Annotated in this window: 20 protein-coding genes; 11 read left to right on the top strand and 9 right to left on the bottom strand. The window is 66.2% G+C overall.

The window, feature by feature from the left end:
- Positions 1 to 273: 273 nt before the first annotated feature.
- The 3 genes from H681_RS08190 (at position 274) to H681_RS08180 (ending at position 5,263) form a co-directional block, all read left to right on the top strand.
- On the top strand, positions 274 to 1,563 hold the full coding sequence (locus H681_RS08190; protein ID WP_442961253.1) for a TolC family outer membrane protein: 1,290 nt from the start codon (positions 274 to 276) through the stop codon (positions 1,561 to 1,563).
- A gap of 179 nt (positions 1,564 to 1,742) precedes the next feature.
- Positions 1,743 to 3,905 carry a type I secretion system permease/ATPase gene (locus H681_RS08185; protein WP_015476383.1) on the top strand — a complete coding sequence of 721 codons (2,163 nt, stop codon included), beginning with the start codon at positions 1,743 to 1,745 and terminating at the stop codon, positions 3,903 to 3,905.
- Positions 3,906 to 3,910: 5 nt separating this feature from the next.
- On the top strand, positions 3,911 to 5,263 hold the full coding sequence (locus tag H681_RS08180) for an HlyD family type I secretion periplasmic adaptor subunit (protein ID WP_015476382.1): 1,353 nt from the start codon (positions 3,911 to 3,913) through the stop codon (positions 5,261 to 5,263).
- A 103-nt stretch (positions 5,264 to 5,366) separates the two neighbouring features.
- On the opposite strand, the gene soxR is transcribed toward H681_RS08180, so the two are convergent.
- Complete coding sequence (gene soxR / locus H681_RS08175; protein WP_015476381.1) at positions 5,367 to 5,828, bottom strand: redox-sensitive transcriptional activator SoxR; 462 nt, start codon at positions 5,826 to 5,828, stop codon at positions 5,367 to 5,369.
- Positions 5,829 to 5,901: 73 nt separating this feature from the next.
- On the opposite strand from soxR, the gene H681_RS08170 reads away from it, so the two are divergent.
- Positions 5,902 to 6,258: a hypothetical protein gene (locus H681_RS08170; RefSeq protein WP_015476380.1), complete on the top strand. Its 357-nt coding sequence runs from the start codon at positions 5,902 to 5,904 to the stop codon at positions 6,256 to 6,258.
- A 110-nt stretch (positions 6,259 to 6,368) separates the two neighbouring features.
- On the opposite strand, the gene H681_RS08165 is transcribed toward H681_RS08170, so the two are convergent.
- From H681_RS08165 to H681_RS08150, 4 genes are all read right to left on the bottom strand, one after another.
- Positions 6,369 to 6,758 carry an acetyltransferase gene (locus H681_RS08165; protein ID WP_236620534.1) on the bottom strand — a complete coding sequence of 130 codons (390 nt, stop codon included), beginning with the start codon at positions 6,756 to 6,758 and terminating at the stop codon, positions 6,369 to 6,371.
- Positions 6,759 to 6,990: 232 nt separating this feature from the next.
- The gene (locus H681_RS08160) at positions 6,991 to 8,601 is read right to left on the bottom strand and encodes an ABC-F family ATP-binding cassette domain-containing protein (RefSeq protein WP_015476377.1); all 1,611 of its coding nucleotides are present in this window, start codon (positions 8,599 to 8,601) and stop codon (positions 6,991 to 6,993) included.
- Between the two features lie 298 nt (positions 8,602 to 8,899).
- A complete protein-coding gene (locus tag H681_RS08155) occupies positions 8,900 to 9,499 on the bottom strand; it encodes a tRNA-uridine aminocarboxypropyltransferase (protein ID WP_015476376.1) in 600 nt (199 codons plus the stop codon).
- Complete coding sequence (locus tag H681_RS08150; protein WP_015476375.1) at positions 9,496 to 10,392, bottom strand: LysR family transcriptional regulator; 897 nt, start codon at positions 10,390 to 10,392, stop codon at positions 9,496 to 9,498. Before H681_RS08150 ends, H681_RS08155 begins: the two co-directional genes overlap by 4 nt.
- Before the next feature lie 288 nt (positions 10,393 to 10,680).
- Here H681_RS08150 and speB point away from each other — a divergent pair, with 288 nt between their 5' ends.
- From speB to H681_RS08120, 6 genes are all read left to right on the top strand, one after another.
- Positions 10,681 to 11,640, top strand: coding sequence for an agmatinase (gene speB, locus H681_RS08145; protein WP_015476374.1), 960 nt, complete (start codon positions 10,681 to 10,683; stop codon positions 11,638 to 11,640).
- A gap of 16 nt (positions 11,641 to 11,656) precedes the next feature.
- Positions 11,657 to 12,067 carry a YybH family protein gene (locus H681_RS08140; protein WP_015476373.1) on the top strand — a complete coding sequence of 137 codons (411 nt, stop codon included), beginning with the start codon at positions 11,657 to 11,659 and terminating at the stop codon, positions 12,065 to 12,067.
- A 25-nt stretch (positions 12,068 to 12,092) separates the two neighbouring features.
- On the top strand, positions 12,093 to 13,607 hold the full coding sequence (locus tag H681_RS08135; protein ID WP_015476372.1) for a purine-cytosine permease family protein: 1,515 nt from the start codon (positions 12,093 to 12,095) through the stop codon (positions 13,605 to 13,607).
- Positions 13,608 to 13,721: 114 nt separating this feature from the next.
- The gene (locus H681_RS08130) at positions 13,722 to 15,113 is read left to right on the top strand and encodes a sodium:solute symporter (RefSeq protein WP_015476371.1); all 1,392 of its coding nucleotides are present in this window, start codon (positions 13,722 to 13,724) and stop codon (positions 15,111 to 15,113) included.
- An 85-nt stretch (positions 15,114 to 15,198) separates the two neighbouring features.
- Positions 15,199 to 16,800 (top strand): 5-guanidino-2-oxopentanoate decarboxylase, encoded by a 1,602-nt coding sequence (locus H681_RS08125; RefSeq protein ID WP_015476370.1) that lies wholly within the window; start codon positions 15,199 to 15,201, stop codon positions 16,798 to 16,800.
- Between the two features lie 201 nt (positions 16,801 to 17,001).
- Entirely contained in the window at positions 17,002 to 17,727 is a 726-nt protein-coding gene (locus H681_RS08120; protein ID WP_015476369.1) for an MBL fold metallo-hydrolase, read from the top strand.
- Positions 17,728 to 17,802: 75 nt separating this feature from the next.
- Here the strand turns inward: H681_RS08120 and H681_RS27045 are convergent, their stop codons facing one another.
- The 4 genes from H681_RS27045 to H681_RS08105 form a co-directional block, all read right to left on the bottom strand.
- The gene (locus H681_RS27045) at positions 17,803 to 17,937 is read right to left on the bottom strand and encodes a PA1414 family protein (protein ID WP_269078304.1); all 135 of its coding nucleotides are present in this window, start codon (positions 17,935 to 17,937) and stop codon (positions 17,803 to 17,805) included.
- A 176-nt stretch (positions 17,938 to 18,113) separates the two neighbouring features.
- On the bottom strand, positions 18,114 to 19,034 hold the full coding sequence (locus H681_RS08115) for a DMT family transporter (protein ID WP_015476368.1): 921 nt from the start codon (positions 19,032 to 19,034) through the stop codon (positions 18,114 to 18,116).
- Positions 19,035 to 19,205: 171 nt separating this feature from the next.
- Entirely contained in the window at positions 19,206 to 20,303 is a 1,098-nt protein-coding gene (locus H681_RS08110) for an extracellular solute-binding protein (protein ID WP_015476367.1), read from the bottom strand.
- 85 nt (positions 20,304 to 20,388) lie between these two features.
- Entirely contained in the window at positions 20,389 to 21,429 is a 1,041-nt protein-coding gene (locus H681_RS08105; protein WP_015476366.1) for a histone deacetylase family protein, read from the bottom strand.
- Between the two features lie 255 nt (positions 21,430 to 21,684).
- On the opposite strand from H681_RS08105, the gene H681_RS08100 reads away from it, so the two are divergent.
- Complete coding sequence (locus H681_RS08100) at positions 21,685 to 24,117, top strand: DUF3772 domain-containing protein (protein WP_015476365.1); 2,433 nt, start codon at positions 21,685 to 21,687, stop codon at positions 24,115 to 24,117.
- Positions 24,118 to 24,416: the final 299 nt, after the last annotated feature.

The following is a 24,416-nucleotide window of genomic DNA, read 5'->3' as shown; positions in this document are numbered from 1 at the left end:
GGGCTTGCTGGCATAAACAATGTGCTGCTTTTCAGATGTGTCATAAGACTTTTTCCGAATAACTCATGTGAGAAATTCTTCTGAGCTTTCCAAAAAGTTGTTCTTAGCTGTGATGTTACAGGCGTGAAACGCTTGATAAGAGAAAAAAGCCAATAAATTGGCGACTAAAGAGCATCGAAGTAAGAGAACACCAGGAGCAAAGCCATGCGCAGTCGTAACGCGGCACTATGGAGCGGTGTATTTATGGCAGTGTCTTGCGCTCATGGGCAGGCCATGACGCTGACCGAAGCTATACAAAGTACGCTGCAATACCACCCGGAGATCAGTCAGAGCGTGAACAGCCGCCTGACCGCGGACGAGGAACTCAAGTTTGCCAGGGGCGGCTATCTGCCAACGGTCGATCTGCTGCTCGGCTACGGCCGAGAAAACACCGACAGCCCATCCACCCGCGCCATCGGCGACCACAACGACGAAACCATGAACCGCGGCGATGCCGAAATCCGCCTGCGGCAAATGCTGTTCGACGGTTTCGGCACCCCCAACGAAGTCAAGCGCAACGAAGCCAACGTCAACTCCAAGGCATTTCGGATCCTCGGCACCTCCGAGACCGCAGCCCTGCGCACCGTCGAGGTCTACCTCGAAGTGCTCAAGCGCCGCGAAATGGTGACCCTGGCGAAGAACAACCTGCAGGCTCACGAACGCATCGGCGACCAGATCCGCCTGCGCAGCGAGCGCGGCGTGGGCAGTACCGCCGACAACGACCAGGCCATCGCCCGTCTGGCCCTGGCGCAGAACAACCTCTACACCGAAGAGGTGAACCTGGCGGACGCCGAGGCCAACTTCTACAGTGCCACCGGCAAGATGCCGGACCAGTTAGAGTCGCCCTCCACCGTCAAGGCGGAGATGCCCGCGGACCTGCTGTCGGCGCGCCAGACGATGGTCAGCGAAAACCCGCTGCTCAAATCCGCCCAGGCCGACGTCAATGCCGCGGAGAGCCAGTACGAGGCCGCCAAGGCGCCCTTCTATCCACGCTTCGACCTGGAGTTGGCCAAGGCCGCCAACAACAACGTCGACGGTGACGAAGGCCACTACAACTACTGGGAAGCCCAGGTGGTGATGCGCTACAACCTGTTCAACGGGATGCGCGACAAAGCCCACCTGAACGCCACCACCCACCAGATCGACGAGTCCAAGGACATCCGCAACAACGCCCTGCGCCTGCTCAACGAGAACCTCTCGCTGGCCTGGGACGCGATGGAAAACGCGCGCAAGCAGACCCAGCCCGCCCGCGAGTACGCCGACTACACCCGCAAGGTGCGCGAGGCGTATCAGCAGCAGTTCACCCTAGGCCAGCGCACCCTGCTCGACCTGCTCGACAGCGAGAACGAACTGTTCACCGCCAACCGCCGCTACACCGACGTGCGCTACACCGAGGAGTTCTCGATGTACCGCGTGCTCTCCAGCATGGGCGCGCTGCTCAAGTCGCAGCGGGTGGTCGTTCCGCACGAGTCGGTTGCACTCTCGGATGTGAAGAACGAGGCACGCCTGCCTGATCTGAAATAAGAAAGTCGCTCGCGACCGTCCTCCGTGCCCCGTGCCATCCGGCAACGGGGCGGCGGCCGTGCAGCGATACGACAGGGCACGGAGCCGTCGTGCGGCGACATGCCGGCGCACCTCGCGGGTGTCGGCCGGCGCGCAGCGACGTCAGGCGGCGACGCGGCCCGGGAGGAAGTAGCGTGACCATGATCATCCAGGAGCGCAGCACATCAGCGCCCGGCGACCCACGCCTGAGCCATGACGATCCCCTACTCGACGGCCTGCTGATTCTCTGCCGCCTGCACGGCTGCGCGGTCAGCCGCAACAGCCTGTCCGCCGGCCTGCCGCTGCACGACCAGTGCCTGTCCGCCAGCCTGCTGCCCCGCGCGGCGGCCCGCGCCGGGTTGCAGGGCCGCCTGCTGCGCCGCGAGTTGAAAAGCATCTCCAACCTCAACCTGCCGGTGCTGCTGCTGCTCAACGACGGGCGCAGCGCGGTGCTGCGCCAATGGCGCGACGACGGCCAGGCGCTGATCCTGCCGTGCGAAACCGAAGGCGGCGAGCAGTGCGTCAACGCCGACGAGCTGACCGCCCAGTACAGCGGCCAGGCCCTGTTCGCCCGCCCGCGCCACGAACTGGAAGCCGCGCGCAAGCCGCTGGTGCCGCGGGTCGAAGCCTGGTTCCGCGACACCTTGAGTCTGTCGCGCTGGCTCTATACCGACGCGCTGGTGGCCAGCCTGCTGATCAACCTGCTCGGCATGCTGGTGCCGCTGTTCGTCATGCAGACCTACGACCGCGTGGTGCCCAACCAGGCGCTCTCGACCCTCTGGGTGCTGGCCGTCGGCCTGCTGCTGGGCACGATGTTCGAGCTGCTGCTGCGGGTACTGCGCTCCAACCTGCTGGACATGGCCGGCAAGAAGACCGACGTGGTGCTTTCGGCGACCCTGTTCGAACGCATCACCGGCATGTCGATGGTGGCCAAGCCCGAGACGGTCGGCGGCTTTGCCCAGAGCATCCACGACTTCCAGGGACTGCGCGAATTTCTCACCGCCCTGACCCTGACCAGCCTGATCGACCTGCCCTTCTCCCTGCTGATGATCCTGGTCATCGGCCTGCTCGGCGGCTGGCTGATCGCGATCCCGCTGCTGGCCTTCCCGATCACCATCGTCTTCGCCCTGATCATCCAGAGCCGCCTGCGCGACACGGTACAGAAGAGCCTGACCCTGGGCGCCGAGCGCCAGGCGCTGCTGATCGAAACCCTCGGCGGCCTGGAAACCCTCAAGGCCTGCGGCGCCGAGAGCGAGCGCCAGTACCGCTGGGAAACCACCCACGGCGCCCTGGCGCGGCTGGACAACCACGCCCGCTTCCTCTCCGCACTGGCCACCAACGGCACCCTGTTCCTCCAGCAGTTCGCCGGCATGGCGATGATCTGTGCCGGGGTCTACAGCATCCTCGACGGCAATCTCAGCGTCGGCGCGCTGGTCGCCAGCTACATGCTCAACAGCCGCGTGCTCGCCCCCCTGGGACAGATCGCCGGGCTGATCACCCGCTACCAGCAGGCGCGCCTGACCATGACCAGCACCGACGCGCTGATGGCCCTGCCGCAGGAGCGCCAGCCGCGCCAGCGCCCGCTGGAGCGCACGCAACTGCACGGCGCCCTGGAAGTCCGCCAGCTCAGCTTCAGCTACCAGGGCCAGAGCACCCCGGCGCTGAACCACATCGGCCTGCGCCTGGCTCCCGGCGAGAAGGTCGGCATCATCGGCAAGAGCGGCTCCGGCAAGAGCACCTTCGGCCGCCTGCTGATGGGCTTCTACCATCCCGACGAAGGACAGATCCTGCTCGACGGCCTGGACCTGCGGCAGATCGACGTCGCCGACCTGCGCCAGCAGATCGGCTACGTCGCCCATGACCTGCCGCTGCTGGCCGGCAGCCTGCGCGACAACCTGACCCTCGGCGCCCGCTACATCAGCGACGCGCGGATGCTGGAAGTCGCCGAACTGACCGGCGTCAGCGAGCTGGCCCGGCAGCACCCGCTGGGCTTCGACCGCCCGGTGGGCGAGCGCGGCCAACTGCTTTCCGGCGGCCAGCGCCAGGCCGTGCTGATGGCCCGCGCGCTACTGCTCGACCCACCGATCCTGCTGCTCGACGAACCCACCAGCGCGATGGACAACAGCAGCGAGGAGATCCTGCGCAAGCGCCTGCACGAGGCCTGCCGCGACAAGACCCTGCTGCTGGTCACCCACCGCACCTCGATGCTCAGCCTGGTCGACCGACTGCTGGTGCTCGACAGCGGCCGCATCGTCGCCGACGGCCCGAAAGACGCGGTCATCGAAGCATTGCGCAAGGGCCACGTCGGCCCGGCAGCGGGGTAATCGCCATGCAGTTCTCGCAATCGATCCGCAACTACCTGGGCGGCAGCGGCGCCCGCGACACCGAGTTCATGCCCGAGGTCCAGGGTACCTTGCTGGAAGACTCGCCCAACGCCACCCGCATCACCCTGTGGTCCGCGCTGGCGCTGCTGGTGGTGGCCGTTACCTGGGCCTACTTCGCCGACATCGAGGAAGTCACCAAGGGCGAAGGCAAGGCCATCCCCTCCTCCAAGGTGCAGACCATCCAGAACCTGGAGGGCGGTATCGTCTCGGAGATCTTCGTCCGCGATGGCCAGGTGGTGGAAAAGAACCAGCCGCTGCTGCGCCTGGACGACACCCGCTTCGCCTCCAACAAGGGCGAGACCGAGGCCGACCGCAATTTCCTGGAAGCCCGCGTGGAACGTCTGAGCGCGGAGGTCGATGGCCGCCAACCCGCGTTCGCCGATGAACTGAAGAAGGACGCGCCGCAAGTGGTGGAAGACCAGTTGGCCCTCTACCAGACCCGCCAGCAGCGGCAGAACAGCGAGCTGAGCATCCTCCAGGAACAGCTGCGGCAGAAGACCCAGGAGCTCCAGGAGTTCCGCGCCAAGCAGCAGCAGTACCGCTCGAGCCTGGGCCTGGTGCAGCAGGAGATCAACATGTCCGAACCGCTGGTCAAGAGCGGCGCCGTCTCCCCCGTGGAACTGCTGCGCCTGCGCCGCAGCGCCGTGGAGATCAACGGCGACCTCAACGCCACCAGCCTGGCCATCCCCCGCGCGGAAGCGGCGGTGAATGAAATCCAGCGCAAGGTCGAGGAGTCGAAGCTTGGCTTTCGCAGCGACACGCTGAAGGAACTCAACGAGGCCCGCACCGAGCTCAACAAGCTCACCGCCACCAGCCGCGCCATCGACGACAAGGTCAACCGCACCCTGGTGGTTTCACCCATGCGCGGCATCGTCAAGCAGCTCAAGGTCAACACCATCGGCGGCGTGGTGCAGCCGGGCAGCGACATGGTGGAAATCGTCCCGTTGGAAGACAACCTGCTGGTGGAGGCCCGCGTGCGCCCGCAGGACATCGCCTTCCTCCATCCCGGCCAGCCGGCGACCGTGAAATTCACCGCCTACGACTACACCATCTACGGCGGGCTCAAGGCCAAGCTGGAACTGATCAGCGCCGACACCATCACCGACGACAAGGGCAACAGCTTCTACCTGATCCAGGTGCGCACCGACAAGAACCACCTGGGCACCGACGCCAAGCCGCTGCTGATCATCCCCGGCATGGTGGCGACGGTGGACATCATCACCGGCGAGAAAAGCGTGCTCGACTACATCCTCAAGCCGGTGCTGAAGGCACGCTGGGAGGCGTTGCGGGAGCGCTGAGTTTCATCGCCCCGGCCCCGCTCGCGTAGCGCGAAGGCCCCGCCACCGCACCCGTGCTGCCGAATGAACACCTGTAGGAGCACGCTTGCTCGCGAACCCTCCATCACTCGTCGCCCCGCCAATGCGCCCCCGGCCCCTCCTCCGCCAGTCGATCCCCCGGATTGCGCAGCGGGCACGCCTCCATCGACAGGCAACCACACCCAATGCAGCCGTCCAGTTGATCGCGCAGCAACAACAGCTTCTCGATCCGCTCGTTCAGATCATTCCGCCAGCGCTCCGACAGCCGCGCCCAGTCCGCCGCCGTCGGACTATGGCCGCTGGGCAGCGAATCCAGCGCCTCGGCGATCTCGCCCAGGGGAATGCCAACCCGCTGCGCAACCTTGATCACCGCCACCCGGCGCAACGTATCGCGCGGATAGCGGCGTTGATTGCCGGCATTGCGGCGGCTGCTGATCAGCCCCTTGGCCTCGTAGAAATGCAGGGCCGACACCGCCACGCCGGCGCGTTGCGCCAGTTCGCCGACACTCAGCTCCCGATGGATCGGGCAGGAAGATGATTTTTTCATGGGCTCTTGACCTCAACTTAAGTTGAGGTTTTACCCTTGTCTGGCATTCGGTTCAAGACAGGAGCCAAGAACCATGACCCAGCCCGGCCCGATCCACGCCCATGCCTGCGTGGACAATCCGCACTTCGTCCTGCAGATCGAGATCGACGTCACGCCACAGCGGCGCCCACACATCGCCGCGAAACTGGGTGATTACCTGGAACACCTCCAGCAACTGTTCCACCTGCATCCCGGCTACCTCGCCAGCGAACTGCACGCCGAAGGCGAATCCCAGCGCCTGATCGGCCGCCTGCACTGGCGCCGCCGGGAGGACTGGGAGGCCGCCTGGGATTGCCGCCACGCCGCCAGCGACCTGTTCGCCGACAGCCTGCTGAAGCTCGGTGCGCGGAGCATTCGCTTCGGCAGCGGCGAAACGGAACACAGCGCGTAGAACTGTTGTAGGAGCGAGCTTGCTCGCGAACCCGCTTGACTCCGGGCCTGCCGGAAAATCTGCTCGCGAGCAATAACGAAGGCGTCCCCCTCGCTCCTACGAAGAACCGCTTACGCCTCGTCCGGCAGGCCCATGTGCAGCAACGGGAACGGCCGCCCCTCGCCATCGGTGGGCGAACGACCGGTCTGGACGAAGCCGTAGTGCCGGTAGAACCCCACCGCCTGCGGGTTCTGTTCGTTGACATCGACGCTCAGCGCACCGCGCGCTTCACGCACGAAGTCCAGCAGCGCGCGGCCGATGCCCCGGCCACGCAGCTCCGGGTCGATGAAGAGCATTTCCACATGAGCCTCGTTGAGGCCGATGAAGCCCAACGGACGGTCCTCGGCATCCACCGCCACCCACACCTCGACAGCGGGCAGGTAGAGGTCGCGGACCAGGGGCAACAGGCCGTCGATATCGGACGCCTGGAGAAAATGATGGGTGGCGCGCACGGCGCCCAGTCAGATGTCGAGCAGCCGCGGATTGTCCGCAGCGATGCGTTGGCGAATGAGCATGAATGCATCCTGATTCAGCGAATCACATAGGGATAGCACGCCACGAAAGGTGGCGGCCGGTGGAGCGTCGGCAGCATGAATGCCCGCTTCGCGATTCAACGCCTGGGCGGAACACGGCAGAGGCAGCCGGAAAGAGAGGGAGGTCGATCCTACCCAACCCTTCCCGGCCGGTAAAGCCTCACTCGACCCGCCAGTGCCAGCCGCCCTCCGCGCACTCCAGCCGTGCCTCCAGCTCCAGCCGGTCAAGAAACGCAGCGTCATGAGACACCACCAGCAACGCTCCCCGGTATTGCCGCAGCAGGTTTTCCAGCGCCTCGCGGGACGGCAGGTCGAGGTGGTTGTCCGGCTCATCGAGCAACAGCAGTTGAGCCGGATGCTCGGCGTAGAGCTCGCACGCCAGCGCCGCCTTCAAGCGCTCGCCACCGCTGAGCAGACCGCTGGGCAGATCGACCCGCGTCACCGGCAGTCCCAGCTGCGCCAAGCGCGTACGCAGCACGGACGGGGCCGCCGTGCGGTTGCGCGCCTGCAATAGTTCCAGCACCGAGCGCGCGGGCAACAGCGCGGCGAGGTGCTGATCCAGATAGGCGCTGCGTACCTTCACGTCGCACGAGCCAGCGGCAGGGCCGAGCACGCCTGCGATCACCTTGAGCAGAGTCGACTTGCCGCTGCCGTTGCGCCCGGTGACCGCCACGCGGCGCGGGCCGTTCAACTGCCAGTCCAGCGGCGCTACATTGCCGAATGGCAGGCGCAGCGCCTCCAGCAGCAATACGCCACGGGACTCGGGCAACTCGCAGGCCGGCGCATTCAGGACGACCGCGCTATCGTCGCGCAACTGCCCGAAAGCCTCCTGAACCTCCCGCGCCAGCTGTTCGCGGCGCTCGCCGTGCTGCGTGGCCAGGCGCGCGATGCTGGTCTGGCTGCGCTCCTTCTGCCGGTCGACCAGGATCTTCGCCTGGTTGGCTTGTTTCGCCTCCTTGCGCCCCTTCGCCTGTCGATGCTCCTGGCGCTCGCGCTGTTCCTGCATGGCGAGCTGCTGGCGATCACGTTCCAGCTTGCGCCGCTGCAATTCGCGCAGGGCGCTGTCCTGTTCCTGCTGGCGCATCTCGCGGTAGAAGGCGTGGCCCCCGGAGTAACTGCGCAGGCCGGCGGACGACAGCTCGACGATGCGCTGCATGTCGTCCAGCAGCAGGCGGTCATGGCTGATCAGGATCAGCCCGCCGCGCCAGCGTTGCAGGTGCCCGCGCAGGGCTTCGCGGCCGACGCGGTCAAGGTGGTTGCTCGGCTCGTCGAGGATCAACCAGTCCGCCTCGCTGAGCCAGGCACCGAGCAACGCGACCCGCGTGCATTCACCGCCGCTGAGGCGCGCAGCGGGCGTATCCGGCGACAGGTGAGCGAGCCCGCTGGCGGCCAGTTCGGCTTCCAGGCGGGCCCGGATATCCCAATGGCCATCGAGCCGCTCGAAGTCAGCGGGATCGACGCCTCCCGCCTCGATACGAGCCAACGCATCCAGCAGCGGCTGCACACCGGCCAGGTCCGCCACGCTGCGGAACGCCTGCGGCTCGATGCGCTGTGCCAGGTAGTGCGCCGGGCCGGAGCACAGGCAGCGTCCGGCACTGGGCTGCAACTGGCCAGCCATGATCCGCGCCAGCATGGATTTGCCCACGCCATTGCGCCCGACCAGCGCGGTGCGGCGGTCATCGAAGGTTTCGTTGAGGTCGCTCAGCAACGACTCGCCGCTGGGCAATTGAAAGGAGACGCCTTGCAGCGCCAGGGTGAACGGGCTCGTCATGCGCAGTACCAGATTGATGCCGGAAATCCCCCGGGAACGGGCCAGGGAAGGAAAACGGGCCGTGAAACCACGGCGGCATCAATTGCGCATCGGACGAACACCTCGCGAAGGGGAATGAGCGGCGCAGTATAACGAGTCGACCGCAGCAAGCGAATCCGCCGGCCGGCCCGGCACATGCTTTTCGTAGGAGCGAGTTTGCTCGCGAACCCGCCTGACGCCGTCGTTGCCGGTACTCGTTCGCGAGCGAGCTCGCTCCTACAGGTGGAGACCGCGTCCGGATACCAGGCAGGGTCCGCCGTCAGGAGATGGAACGCGGCCCGTGGTTGCGCAGGAAGGTTTCCTCCCCCATCGCCGCGATCTGCCCTTCGATCAGCGCATCGAACGGGCGCAACAGGTCGGCGTGGGACCGCGGCGCATCCAGCGCATCGAGCGCATGCACCACCGCCTCGATGGTGGACAGCGCGCCTTCAGCCGGCGCCTTGCGCAGGCGGTAGCGCGAGGTCAGCCCTTCCGGCAGGACGACGCGCGGCAGCGCCGCCAGGTTCGGGCTCAGATGCAGCAGCTTGCGCGCCTTGCGCCAGGTGCCGTCGGGCACCACCAGCAGGCGCGGCTTATCCACAGGCTGCGTAGCCAGATCGGCCAACACCACGGCGGACTCGCCGGGGAACAACAGCCAGGCGTCCCAGGCGGACAGATCGAGATCGCTGAAATCCTCGCCCACCATCAACTCCGCATTGGCCAGGCCAAGTGCCGCCAGGCGCGCGGTATTCAGCGCATGCCCGACCTCGCTCGGGTGCTGCAGCAGGAGCACGCGGGTACGGTTGTCCAGGCGCGGGATCAGCGCGCACAGGCAGTGGTTCAGCGGGCGCTCGCAGCGCGGGCAGCGGGCACGGCTCATGACTGGCTCGGCTGGGTGCGCAGCAGGTCGCGGAAGTTCTGGATCAGCGGCTCGCGGGAGCGGCCACGGCGCAGGATCAGCGAGAACGGCGCCTGGTAGCCGAAGGTCGCCGGCAGCAATGCGCGCAGGCGGCCCTGCTCCACCCAGGAATGGGCGTAGTGCTCCGGCAGATAACCGATGTAGCCGCCGGAGAGAATCAGGATCAGCTGCGCCTCCATACTCTCCACGGTGCCCGCGCTGTGCTTGAAGCCGTGCCGCGCCAGTTCCGCCTGGCTCCAGTAGCCACGTCCGACCATGCGCTGCTGGGTGATCAGCTCGGCCGGGATGCGCCGGCCGTCGAACAGCGGGTGGCGGTCGCTGCAATACAGCCAGTGCTGTTCTCTATAAAGAGGCTGGTAGACCAGCCCGTTCATCCGGCTGAAGAAGGAGCCGATGGCCAGGTCCAGGCGGTTGTCCAGCACCGCCAGCTGCAGCTCGTAGGGACTCTGCACCTGCAGGTGCAGGTGCACCGCCGGGTGCAGGCTGCTGAAGGAGCCAATGACATCGGCCAGCGGCAGCGCCGGATCGCTCACGGTGGAATCCAGCACGCCGAGATTCAGGGTGCCGCGCAGCTCGCCCTTGAGGGTCGCCGCATAGCGTTCGAAGCCTTCGAGTTCGCCGAGGATGCGCAGGGTTTCCTGATGGAACAGCTCACCCTTGCTGGTCAGCCCGAAGCCGCCACGGCCGCGATGGCAGAGCACGATGCCCAACTGGTTCTCCAGCTGGCTCATGTAGGTACTGATGGCCGAGGTCGACAGGTTGAGTTCCTGCTGGGCAGCGGCGAAGCCCTGGCTGCGCACCACGCAGGCGAAAATCCGCAGCAGTTTGACGTCGGGCAGTGCGCTCGCGCTCATGAAGACTCCGCAAAACCGCGGCCAGGCCGCTCTAGTTCAATACTTTCTGTACCTGAAAAACGGATGATAGCAAGCCAGCTATCTATTCAGGAACCGCAGCCCACAAGCCCGGCGAGCCGTCTGCTGCGGCAAGGTGGCGCAGTCTAGCGGTGCTGATTAGTTTAGAAAACTCTGAAGTGATTATTTGTAGCCAGCGATTTTTTCCACTACCCGGTCTGATGAGAATCCGGTCTCAGTATTCAACAAGCCTGTTTCCACGAAGACAGCGATCAGCCTGAGGCCCTCCCCATGGACAAGAAACTTCACCAGCCCCTGGGCGGTAACGAAATGCCGCGTTTCGGCGGCATCGCCACCATGATGCGCCTGCCGCACATCCAGTCCCCCGAAGAGCTCAACGAGCTCGATGCCGCCTTCGTCGGCGTGCCTCTGGACATCGGCACCTCCCTGCGCTCCGGCACTCGTTTCGGGCCGCGCGAAATCCGCGCCGAGTCGGTGATGATCCGTCCGTACAACATGGCCACCGGCGCCGCGCCGTTCGACTCGCTGAACATCGCCGACATCGGTGACGTGGCGATCAACACCTTCAACCTGATGGAAGCCGTGCGCATCATCGAAGAGGCGTACGACAAGATCCTCGACCACGGCATCCTCCCGCTGACCCTGGGCGGCGACCACACCATCACCCTGCCGATCCTGCGTGCCATCCACAAGAAGCACGGCAAGGTCGGCCTGGTCCACATCGACGCCCACGCCGATGTGAACGACCACATGTTCGGCGAGAAGATCGCCCACGGCACCACCTTCCGCCGCGCGGTGGAAGAAGGCCTGCTGGACTGCGACCGCGTGGTGCAGATCGGCCTGCGTGCGCAGGGCTACACCGCCGAAGACTTCAACTGGAGCCGCAAGCAGGGCTTCCGCGTGGTGCAGGCCGAAGAGTGCTGGCACAAGTCGCTGGAACCGCTGATGGCCGAAGTCCGCGAGAAAGTCGGCGGCGGCCCGGTTTACCTGTCCTTCGACATCGACGGTATCGACCCGGCCTGGGCGCCCGGTACCGGCACCCCGGAAATCGGCGGCCTGACCACCATCCAGGCCATTGAGATCGTCCGTGGCTGCCAGGGTCTGGACATCATCGGCTGCGACCTGGTCGAGGTCTCCCCGCCCTACGACACCACCGGCAATACCTCGCTGCTCGGCGCCAACCTGCTGTACGAAATGCTCTGCATCCTCCCGGGCGTAGAGCGCCGCTGAGCGCACGAGCACACACATGAATAACGACGCCTGCGTAGCACAGGTGCTGGAGGCTGCCCGCGTTCTCGTGGCAGCCTTCGCGCGCACCGACACCGAAGCCTACTTCGCCGCCTTCAGCGAAGACGCCAGCTTCATCTTCCACACCTGGCCGCAGCCGCTGCTTTCGCGCGCGGCCTACCGCGAGGTGTGGGAAAGCTGGCTGCGTGACGATGGTTTCGAGGTCCTTGACTGCCTTTCGAGCAACACCTTTGTGAGCCTGCAGGGCGAAGACGTGGCCGTGTTCTGCCACGACGTCGCCACGCGGCTGCGCATCCAGGGAGAGGAAAGCCTGAACCACGAACGGGAGACCATCATCTTCCGCCGTGATCCGAAACAGGGCCGATGGCTGGCCACACACGAGCACCTGTCACCGTCTGCGACGCCATAAAGACAGGGCTCCCCGGGAGGAAGTCATGGATAACAAGAACAACACACACGCCATCACAACAATCGAGACATTCGGGGTCGAACAGATCCCGGATCACGAGCGCAACGCCACGCCCACCGACCTGTTCCGCATGATCTTCGGTGGCGCCAACACCTTCGCCACCGCCGTGCTGGGCAGCTTCCCGGTGCTGTTCGGCCTGTCGTTCCAGGCCGGCGTCTGGGCCATCGTCCTGGGCGTGCTGGTCGGCTCGATCATCCTCGCTCCGATGGGCCTGTTCGGCCCGCTCAACGGCACCAACAACGCGGTCTCCTCGGGCGCCCACTTCGGCGTGCACGGGCGGATCGTCGGCTCGTTCCTCTCGCTGCTCACCGCCGTCGCGTTCTTCTCGCTCTCCGTGTGGAGCTCGGGCGATGCGCTGATCGGCGGCGCCAAGCGCCTGTTCGACCTGCCGGAAACCGACCTGACCCTGGGCCTGGCCTACGGCCTGTTCGCCGTGCTGGTGCTGATCGTCTGCATCTACGGCTTCCGCTTCATGCTGATGGTCAACAAGATCGCCGTGTGGGCCGCGAGCCTGCTGTTCCTGCTCGGCCTGTTCGCCTTCTCCGGCCCCTTCGACGCCGGCTACGCCGGTACCGTGCAGATGGGCAGCGAAGGTTTCTGGGCCGCCTTCATCGGCGCCGCCCTGCTGGCCATGAGCAACCCGGTATCGTTCGGCGCCTTCCTCGGTGACTGGGCGCGCTACATCCCGCGCCAGACCTCGCAGAAGCGCATCATGCTGGCGGTGATCTGCGCCCAGCTGGCGACCCTGATCCCGTTCCTGTTCGGCCTGGCCACCGCCACCATCGTCGCGGTCAACGCCCCGGATTACATCGCCCAGAACAACTACGTCGGCGGCCTGCTGGCCGTTTCGCCGAGCTGGTTCTTCCTGCCGGTGTGCCTGATCGCGGTGATCGGCGGCATGTCCACCGGCACCACCTCGCTCTACGGCACCGGCCTGGACATGTCCAGCGTGTTCCCCCGCCTGCTGAGCCGCGTGCAGGCCACCCTGCTGATCGGCCTGCTGTCCATCGCCTTCATCTTCATCGGTCGCTTCGCCGCGAATCTGGTGCAGAGCGTGTCGACCTTCGCCGTGCTGATCATTACCTGCACCAGCCCGTGGATGGTGATCATGATTCTGGGCCTGATCATCCGCCGTGGCTTCTACCACGCCGATGACCTGCAGGTGTTCACCCGTGGCCAGGAAGGCGGCGCCTACTGGTTCCACAACGGCTGGAACTGGCGCGGCATGGGTGCGTGGATCCCCAGCGCGGCCCTGGGCCTGTGCTTCGTCAACCTGCCGGGCCAGTTCGTCGGCCCGCTGGGCGACCTGGCCGGCGGCATCGACATCAGCCTGCCGGTCACCCTCGGCATGGCCGCCCTGCTCTACGTCGCCCTGCTGCGGACCTTCCCGGAACCCGCCGGCGTCTACGGCCCCAAGGGCCCGTGCTGGGTCGGCAGCCACGACCGCCCGGTGCGCGGCATCAACGAACCGGCCGCCTGAAGCGACACCCACAAGACCCGTGAAATCGCACCGGACCGGCCGCGCCGATCCGATGCCCCACCGCACGCCACGAGCGCGCGGCAACAATGACAATGCACGCGTGAGGACCCGAAGATGGGCTTGGATATTCTCGTAGTACTGATCTATGCCGCCGGCATGATCGCTCTGGGTTGGTACGGCATGCGCCGCGCCAAGACCCGCGACGACTACCTGGTTGCCGGGCGCAACCTCGGCCCGGGCTTCTACCTGGGCACCATGGCCGCCACCGTCCTGGGCGGCGCCTCCACCATCGGCACCGTGCGCCTGGGCTATGTCCACGGCATCTCCGGCTTCTGGCTGTGCGCGGCCCTGGGCCTGGGCATCGTCGGCATCAGCCTGTTCCTCGCCAAGCCGCTGCTGAAACTGAAGATCTACACCGTCACCCAGGTTCTGGAGCGCCGCTACAACCCGGCCGCCCGCACCGCCAGCGCGATGATCATGCTGGTGTACGCCCTGATGATCGGCGCCACCTCGACCATCGCCATCGGCACCGTCATGCAGGTGCTGTTCGGCCTGCCATTCTGGGTATCCATCCTGATCGGCGGCGGCGTCGTGGTGCTGTACTCCACCATCGGCGGCATGTGGTCCCTGACCCTGACCGACATCGTGCAGTTCCTGATCATGACCGTCGGCCTGGTTTTCGTACTGATGCCCATGTCGCTGGACCAGGCAGGTGGCTGGGACGCGCTGGCGAGCAAACTGCCGGCCAGCTACTTCTCGCTGACCGCCATTGGCTGGGACACCATCCTCACCTACTTCCTGATCTACTTCTTCGGCATCTTCATCGGCCAGGACATCTGGCAGCGCGTGTTCACCGCCCGCAGTGAAACCGTCGCCAAGGTCGCCGGCTCCGCCGCAGGCATCTACTGCATCCTCTATGGCCTGGCCTGCGCCGCCATCGGCATGGCCGCCAAGGTGCTGCTGCCGGACCTGGACAACGTCAACAACGCCTTCGCCAGCATCGTCGACCACACCCTGCCGTCCGGCATCCGCGGCCTGGTCGTCGCCGCCGCCCTGGCTGCCCTGATGTCCACCGCCAGCGCCGGCCTGCTGGCCGCTTCCACCACCCTGGTGCAGGACCTGATCCCGCGTCTGCGCAAGGGGCGCGGCATGAGCGGCAACGGCGACGCCCACGAAAACCGCATCTCCACCCTGGTGCTGGGCATCGTGGTGCTGGGCATCGCCCTGGTCGTCAGCGACGTGATCAGCGCCCTGACCCTGGCCTACAACCTGTTGGTGGGCGGTATGCTGATCCCGCTGCTGGGCGCCATCTACTGGAAGCGCGCCACCACCACCGGCGCCATCACCAGCATGGCCCTGGGCAGCCTGACATCCCTGGCGTTCATGCTGATCGACGGTCTGGAAGCCAACACCCCGATCTACTACAGCCTGGCCATCGGCCTGGTCAGCTTCATCGTCGTCAGCCTGCTGTCGCGCCGCCCGGCGGCCGCCGCCAGCGTCGCCTGAGCGCGAGACAGCCAATAAAAAGGGCGCGGCGAGTCGATCACCGCGCCCTCTTTCATTTCACGACCTCTCCCTGTAAGGAACTGCCATGACCACCTGCGGCGAATTCCTCGTCAAACAACTCGAAGCCTGGGGCGTCGACACCGTCTTCGGCATCCCCGGCGTACACACCGTCGAGCTGTATCGCGGCCTGCCCCACAGCGGCATCCGCCACATCACCCCGCGCCACGAACAGGGCGCCGGCTTCATGGCCGACGGCTACGCGCGCGTCACCGGCAAGCCGGGCGTGTGCTTCATCATCACCGGCCCGGGCATGACCAACATCCTCACAGCGATGGGCCAGGCCTACGCCGACTCCATTCCCATGCTGGTGATTTCCAGCGTCAACGAGCGCTCGCGCCTGGCCCACGGCAACGGCTACCTGCACGAACTGCCCAACCAGCGCGCCATGACCGCCGGGGTGAGCGCCTTCAGCCATACCCTGATGAGCGTCGAGGAGCTGCCAGCCGTACTGGCCCGCGCCTTCGCCGTGTTCGACAGCGAGCGCCCGCGCCCGGTACACATCGAGCTGCCGCTGGACATCATTACCGCCCCGGCCGACCACATGCAGGTGCTGCCGCGCGTGCAACTGGCGCGTCCGGCTCCGGCCCGCTCGCCGCTGCACGAGGCCGCCGCCAAGCTGGCCAAGGCGCAGAAACCGCTGCTGCTGCTCGGTGGCGGCTGCGTCGCCGCGCAAGCCGAGGCCCGCGCCCTGGCCATCGCCCTTGATGCACCAACCGCGCAGACCATCAATGCCAAGGGCCTGCTGCAGCCGGACCACCCGCTGCTGGTCGGCAGCAACCAGTCGCTGGTCCCGGTCCGTGAACTGGCGCTGGAGGCCGACGTGGTGCTGGCCATCGGCACCGAGCTGGGCGAGACCGATTACGACGTGGTGTTCGACGGCAACTTCAAGATCGGCGGCGAACTGATCCGCATCGACATCGACCCGCAGCAGCTGATGCGCAACTTCGCGCCGCAGATCGCCATCCAGGCCGACGCCCGCACCGCCATGCGCGCCCTGCTGGAACTGCTGCCGGCGCGCGAGGCCGACGCCACCAGCCCCGGCTCCCGGCGCGCGGCCAAGGTGCGCGCGCAACTGGCCGAAGACTTCAGCGGCTGGGCGCACTACCGCACCCTGTTCGACACGATCCTCGACGTGCTGCCCGACGCGCGCTTCGTCGGCGACTCGACCCAGACCGTCTACAGCGGCAACCACCTGGTGGAACTGGACGGCGGCCGCCGCTGGTTCAACGCCTCCACCGGCTACGGCACCCTGGGCTACGGCCTGCCGGCCGCCATCGGCGCCAAGCTCGGCGAGCCGGGCCGCCCGGTGATCAGCCTGATGGGCGACGGTGGCCTGCAGTTCACCCTGACCGAACTGGCCAGCGCCGTGGAAGCCAAGGTGGGCATCGTCGTGCTGCTGTGGAACAACCACGGCTACGGCGAGATCAAGCGCTACATGGAGCGCCGCGACATCACCCCGCTGGGCGTGGACATCTACACCCCGGACTTCCTCGCCATCGCCAGGGGCTTCGGCTGCGCCGCCGAACGCGCCCGCAACCACGCGCACCTGCAGGAACTGCTGCGCAGCGCGCCGAGCGACCGCCCGCTGATCATCGAAGTGATGGAAGCGGCGCCGTTCGCGCCCTAAGCATCATCGCGCGAGGCCCTGCCCCGTAGGAGCGAGCTTGCTCGCGAACCGCCCAGCTCGGGATTGTTCGCGAGCAAGCTCGCTCCTACGAAAAGCTCCAGCACTCCGGGCTTGGCCCTGGCCTCAATGAGTGGCACGGTGTATCGGCGTACAACCGCGAACGGTTGTACGCCCTATGCTCAGCCTTGAAAGGCGCACACCATGAAGATCGTCACCCGCGACCGCTGGTTCGAGGTTCGCCACTGCTACGACGGCGTCAGTCTGATCCACGAGCCCTACGTCCGCCCCTTCTACCGCTGCAACCTGTGGCACATCCAGGGCCGCGACCGCGACGTGCTGGTGGACAGCGGCTCCGGCCTGGTCAGCCTGCGCGAACAACTGCCCTGGCTCACCGAGCGCCCACTGCTGGCAGTCGCCAGCCATACCCACTTCGACCACATCGCCGGCCACCACGAATTCGACGAGCGCCTGGTGCATCCGGCCGAGGCCGACATCCTCGCCAGCCCCGACGGCGAACGCACCCTGGCCACCGCCTTCGTCGGCGACGAGATGTTCGACGCCCACCCCGACTGCCCGCTGTGCTACGCCGAATACCGGGTCAAGGCCGCGCCGGCGACCCGCACCATCGACAAAGGCGACGTGCTCGACCTGGGCGACCGCACCCTGCAGGTGCTGCACACCCCCGGCCACTCGCCGGGCGGCATCAGCCTGTGGGAAGAGAAGACCCGGACGCTGTTCTCCGGCGACATCATCTACGACGGTCCGCTGATCGAGGATGCCTACCACTCCAACCTCGACGACTATGCAAGAAGCCTGGCACGCCTGCGCGAGCTACCGGTGCGCACCGTGCACGGCGGGCATTTCCCGAGCTTCTCCGGGGAACGGTTGAAGACGATGATCGACGACTGGTTCAAGGCCCGCGAATGACGCGTAATCCGTGAAGAACCAAAAGAAAAACCCGCCATCCGGCGGGTTTTTCATGCGGGGGGCGGCGGGGAACGATCAACCGCGCCGGCGCTGCTCCATCAGGCGACGTTGTTCGTCGCTACGGATGGGGATGGGTTGTAAACGTGGAGGCTCGATCAGTCCAAGCGCGACACCGAGCTTCCACGCAATGCTTTGCAGCCAGACTTTCATGGGATGCCTCCTCATTCCAATTCGGGTCGGGCGGTCCGTTACCACCATGAACCGCCCTAGGAAAGAATAGCTCGGCGTCCCACTCTCCGCCCGCGCCACTCATTCCTTGATACAAAGCCTATCGGTTCAGACCGGATCAGCGCCTGACCTGAATCAAGAGCGCGACATATCGACGATCAGCGACGCAGCGTCCGCCGCACCCACTGCTCGCTGCTGACCAGCGTGATCCCCGCCAGCACCAGCACCGCGCCACCGACGAAATTCAGGCTCAGCGGCTCCCCCAGGATCAGCACCCCGAAAGCGATGCCGAACATCGGCGTCATGAAGGAAAACACCGCCAGGTTCGAGGCCAGGTAGCGGCGCAACAGCCAGAACCAGGTGAAATAGCTGAAGAACGACACCAGGATGCCCTGGAACAACACACTGCCCACGCCGATGGCGGTCAGGCTGACGTTATGGGTTTCACCCAGCGCCAGCGCGATGAGCGGCAGCAGCAGCGCAGCGGCGAACAGCTGGTAGAACAGCGTCAGACTCGGCGGCGCCTCGGACAACCGCGTGGTGCGTACCGCCACGGTGGTCAGCCCCCAGGACAGTCCGGCGAGCACACCGAAGGCGTCGCCCAGCAACATGCGGCCATCCATCCCGGCAAGGTCGAAATTGCCACCGAAGCACAGCGCGATACCGCCGAAGCACACCGCGATGCCCAGCCACTGCAGTGGCCGCAGGCGTTCGCTGGGCAGCAGGAAATGCAGGCACAGCGCCGAGAAGATCGGCGCCGTATAGATGAACACCGCCATGTGCGAGGCGGAGGTGTAGACCAGCCCCTGGGCGATGAAGAAAAATTCCGCTGAGAACAGCACCCCGGCCAGCGCGCCGCCGGCCAGGGTGCCCTGGCGCAGCCCTTCCCAGCCACCGCGCCAGCACATCATCAGCCCCACCAGCACGGCGGCGATCACGCTGCGCCCGAAGGCCTGCATGATCGGCGCGATGTCCGGCGCGGCGAGCTTCACCATCACCTGCTGGATACCCCAGATCACGCACAGGCCGGTCATCACCTGGATGGCGAAAGCATCGGCGTTCTTGCGTTCGGCAATCATGGGCGCCTCCGGACGAAGACGCGATCGAGGTTCGGACAGGACATGGCAAGTCTCGGCAGAAGAAGGGAAACGTCCAATGAAAATCGGCGGACATGAAAGTCCGCCGATTATTCCAGTTCGAGACGGCCGGCCGCCAACGAAAATCCGCTGCCCAGCCCACCGCGAACGACATCACTTGCCGGATTTCACCTGACTCCAGGTGCGGGTGCGGAGGCGTTCCAGCTTCTGCGGCAGCGGTTCCACCGAGAACAACCGGGCCTGCACCTCGGCCGGCGGGTAGACGTTGGGGTTGTCACGCAGTTCCGTCGAAATCAGCCCATCCGCCGCCTGGTTGGGGTTGGCGTAGGCCACGTAGTCGGAGATCGGCGCCACCACGTCCGGGCGCAGCAGGTAGTTGAGGAAGGCGTGGGCCTGCCCGACGTTCTTCGAATCCTTCGGAATCGCCAGCACGTCGAACCAGGCTGCCGCTCCTTCCTTGGGAATGCGGTACTCGATGTGGATGCCGTTGCCCGCTTCCTTGGCGCGGTTGGCCGCCTGCATCGCGCCGCCGGACCAGGCCAGGGCCACGCAGACGTCGCCGTTGGCGAGGTCGGTGACGAACTTCGAGGAACTGAAGTAGGTGATGTTCGGGCGCAGTTGCGCCAGCAGCGCCCCCGCCTTCTTGTAGTCCTGGGGGTTGCGGCTGTTCGGCGGCAGCCCCAGGTAATGCAGGACCTGCGGGATCACCTCGGTGGGCGAGTCGAGGAAGGCCACGCCACAGGATTTCAGCTTGGCCAGGTTCTCCGGCTTGAACACCAGGTCCCAGGAGTCCACTGGCGCGTTGTCGCCGAGCACGGCCTTGACCTTGTCGACGTTGTAGGCGATGCCGTTGGTGCCCCACATGTAGGGCATGACGTACCGGTTGCCAGGATCCTTGCTCTCCAGCACCTTGAGCAGTGCCGGGTTGAGGTTCTTCCAGTTCGGCAGTTGGCTCTTGTCCAGCGGCTGGAACACGCCGGCCTTGAGGTAGTTGGGGAGGAAGCTGTCGCTGGGGACGACCACGTCATAGCCGGAATGGCCGGAGAGCAGCTTGGCTTCCAGCACTTCGTTGCTGTCGTAGACGTCGTATTGCGGCTTGATACCGGTTTCAGCCTGGAAGCCCTTCAGGGTGTCCGGGCCGATGTAGTCGAACCAGTTGTAGATGCGCACTTGCGGCTCGGCGCTGGCGACGCTGGCCGTGACGAGGGTGGCGGCGGCGAGCAGGCCGCGCAGCACGGTGTTCTTGTTCATGTCCTTCCCCGGGGTGATGCGCCCGCACAAGCGTTCGCGAGCCAGAATGAAACCGGGCGGACTCTCGTCCGCCCGGTGGCGTCGGTCAACGCGCGGCGGCTTCGAAGCCTTGCAGCACGTTCACCGCGTTGACGCCGATGGCTTCGACCGCGTAACCGCCTTCCATGATGAACAGGGTCGGAATTCCCAGGGCGGCGATGCGTTCGCCCATGCGCAGGTAGTCCGGGCTGTCCAGCTTGAACTGGGAGATCGGGTCGTCCTTGTAGGTATCCACGCCCAGCGAGACCACCACCGCGTCCGGTGCGTAGGCGGCGATCTTGCGGCAGGCATCGTCGAGGGCGGCGGACCAGCCGTCCCAGCCGGTGCCGTGAGCCAGCGGGTAGTTGTGGTTGTAGCCGTCGCCGGCGCCTTCGCCGTGCTCGTCGGCGTGGCCGAGGAAGTATGGGTACTCCACCAGCGGGTCGCCGTGGATCGAGGCGAACAGCACGTCGTTGCGGCGGTAGAAGATGTCCTGGGTGCCGTTGCCGTGGTGGTAGTCCACGTCGAGGATGGCCACGCGCCTGGCGCCCTGGTCGAGGAAGGCCTGGCTGACGATGGCGGCGTTGTTCAGGAAGCAGTAGCCGCCCATGAAATCGCTGCCGGCATGGTGGCCCGGCGGACGGCACAGGCCGAAGGCCATGTTGGCGCCCTGGCGCATGTGGTCCTGGGCGGTCAGCGCGACCTGGGCCGAACTGTAGATGGCCTGCCAGGTGCCCGCGGTGATCGGCGCCTCGGTGTCGAAACTGTAGTGGCCCAGCTCGCCCATCAGCGCGGTGGGGATGGGGCCGTCACGGCGCAGGCGGCGCCCCGGGAAGGTGGTGGAGACCAGGTCGCCGGTATGGCCTTCGGCCGCCCAGCGGGCCCAGGCGCCCTTGAGGAATTCGACGTAGCGGGTGTTGTGGGTGCGCAGGATCGGTTCCAGGCCGAAGTCCTTCGGGGCGATGACCTCGCCCAGGTTCTGCGACTTCACGCGAGCCAGCACGGTGTCTGCGCGGCTGGGCATTTCGAAGCAGGGCTGGAGTTTGCCGTCGACCAGTTCGGACTGGCCGAAGTGCAGGCGGTGATCGTCGCTATAGACCGTGAGCATGGGAATGAACCTCTGACGGATTATTGTTCTCGGGTGGCAGGATTCTGCCCAGCCTGGCCACGGCGCAGAACAGCGTGAGCGGCCAAAAGGGGATCGATATGGCCATAATTTGTGACCCTTAACCAACCGTACCGACCGGAAACCGTCCTGAAACCTTCCCCTAGCGTTCCCCCGCCTCGCTATGCTTCAGGGAATTGCCACGGCGCAGCCCGGTCGAACTCCGGTATCGCGCCATGACCATCGGATGGGGGGAAGATGCGGAAAACCATCGCACGGGTATGCTGCCATGCCCTGTTGCTACTGATGTCGGCACTGATGCTGTCGCTGGCCGGCACCGACGCCGCGCTGGCGGACGAACCGGGCGCGGCGACGCCCGCCTCCGCCTTCGAACTGCCGGACCTGCCCGAGGAGGCCAGTCTGGACCAGTTGGGTGATCGCCTGGAACTGATTCGCCAGCGCGTGTCCGCCGACAGCGACGACAGCCTGCTCTCCACCCTGCGCCAGGCCGCGCTGCAGGTCCAGCTGCACGCCGAACAGAGCGTGGGAGACCTCAGCACCCGGCTCGCCCGCACGGAGGATCAGCTCAAGGTCCTCGGCCCGGAAGTACCCGGCGAAGCGGACAACCTCACCCGCCAGCGCAACGACTTGCAGGCGGAGCAGAAGCAACTGGCACAACAGGTACAGCGCGCCAAGCAGATGGACAACGCCGCCCTGGACCTCGCCGCGCAGATCGTCAACCTGCGCCGCAGCCAGTTCAACTCGCAGATCGCCACGCGCTCCTCGCCACCGTTCAGTCCGCGCTTCTGGTCCAGCCTGATCCGCCCGACCGACGATGACCTGGCGCGCCTGAACGCCGTCCACCAACGGATTGCCGACAGCCTCGTCCAGGCCTGGCAGCCTGGCAACCGCGCGCCCTTCATCGTCTGCCTGATCGCCGCCGCGCTGCTCTGGGTGCCGGGACGCCGCCTGCTGGAGCAACTGCTGACCAAGGCGATGATCCGCTGGATTCCCGTCGGCCGACTACGGCGCAGCGCCCTGGCCCTGTCGGTGAGCCTGGCAACCATCGTCACCCTGGGCGGCGGGGCCGGGCTGATCCGCGAAGGGCTGGACTGGCACGAACAGCTCGACGGCAACATGTCCAACCTGGCCGACCAACTGCTCGCCCTGGTGATCTTCTGCACCTTCACCGCCGGCCTCGGCCGTGGCCTGCTGGCCGTACAGCGCCCCTCCTGGCGCCTCCCCGACCTGCCCGACCCGGTGGCCAAGGCCCTCTCGCCCTTCCCCTGGCTGATGGCCTGGATGCTCCTCCTGCTCGGCACCCAGGAACGCCTGAACAGCGCCAGCGGCGCCAGCCTCGCCCTGACCGTCGCGGTCAACGGCATCACCGCCCTGGCCAGCGCCGTGCTGTTCGCCACGGCACTGTACTGCTACCGCCGCAGCCGTCGCGAGGCGGACGACCACGAGGCCTCCCCGCTCACCAGCGTGATCGTCCTGGCCATCCTGATCACCGTGCTGCTGATTCTGCTCGCGCTGGTCTCCGGCTATCTCTCGCTGGCCTATTTCCTCGCCGGCAAGCTGCTCTGGGCCAGCGTGATCTGCGCCAGCGGCTACCTGCTGACGGCCCTGTTCGGCGACCTCTGCGAGGCACTGCTGTCGCCGAAGCATCCGATCGGCGAGCGCCTGGCGCAGAACCTCGGCGTCAATCCGCAGCATCAGGCGCAGTTCACCACGCTGCTGACCGGCACGGGCCGCACCCTGCTGGTGCTATCGACCCTGCTGGTGGCGTTCTCCACATCCGGCGCCAGCCCGGGCGAGTTGCTGCAAGGACTGGTGCAACTGGTGGAAAGCGGCCAGTCGCTGGGCCGCCTGAACATCGTTCCGCAGGACATCCTGCTGGCCCTGGCGACGCTGGGCGCCGGCCTGTTCGGCCTGCGTCTGCTCAAGCGCTGGCTGGCCGACGAACTGCTGCCGGAAACCAGCATGGATGTGGGCATGCGCGCCTCGCTGGTGACCCTGGTGGGCTACATCGGCATGGTCATCCTGGTGCTGCTGGTGCTTTCGGCCCTGCGCATCAACCTCACCAGCCTGACCTGGGTGGTCAGCGCCCTGTCGGTGGGCATCGGCTTCGGCCTGCAGGCCATCGTGCAGAACTTCATTTCCGGCCTGATCCTGCTGACCGAGCGACCGGTGAAGGTCGGCGACTGGGTCAGCCTGACCGGGGGCGTGGAAGGCGACATCCGGCGGATCAACGTACGCGCCACGGAAATCCAGATGTCCGACCAGTCCACGGTGATCGTCCCCAACTCGCAGTTCATTTCCCAGAACGTGCGCAACGTGACCATGAGCAACGCCCTGGGGGTGGTCAGCATCAGCCTGACGCTGCCGCTGGACACCGATGTGCTGAAGGTTCGCGAGGTGCTGCTGGCGGCCTTTGCCGAGCATGAGTCGATTACCGCCACGCCGGCGCCGTCGGTGACCTTCAAGGAACTCGGCGCCACCGGGCTGACCCTGGGCGTGTCGGGCTACGTGAACAGCCCGCGCGCCGTGGCTACCGCACGCAGCGACCTGCTCTTCACCATCCTCGGCCGCCTGCGCGAACTGGGTATCTCGCTGTCCTCGCCGCAGAGCCTGGTGCTGCAGCAGCCACTGCCGGTTCCGCAGAAGCCCGCAACGGACCCTGGAGAATGAGTCCCCTGGATGCATCGACCACAGGTCGGCCACCGCGCCCGCACACGCGGGCAAACCTAGACTGAACCATAGGCCCCCGCACGGGGCCACACCTCGCTGAGTCCGTCGTCGAGCGCAACACCGTCGGTGCCGGTGCGCTCCGACTCGGCCGGCCCGTACGCAATGCTCCCGCCCGGGACGCCGCCATTGCGTGACGACGCACCGGGCCGTCGCGCCCGGTGTCCGGCGCGGCAAAGGGTCATCCGGCATGCGCCCCTCGCCGCCCTGCCCTCTACCCGACCACCGTCGGGCCGACGCGT

Source organism: Pseudomonas sp. ATCC 13867 (assembly GCF_000349845.1).
Lineage (GTDB): Bacteria > Pseudomonadota > Gammaproteobacteria > Pseudomonadales > Pseudomonadaceae > Pseudomonas.
The sequence above is the reverse complement of the archived record's forward strand: the minus strand, read 5'-3'. Positions and strand labels throughout refer to the sequence as shown.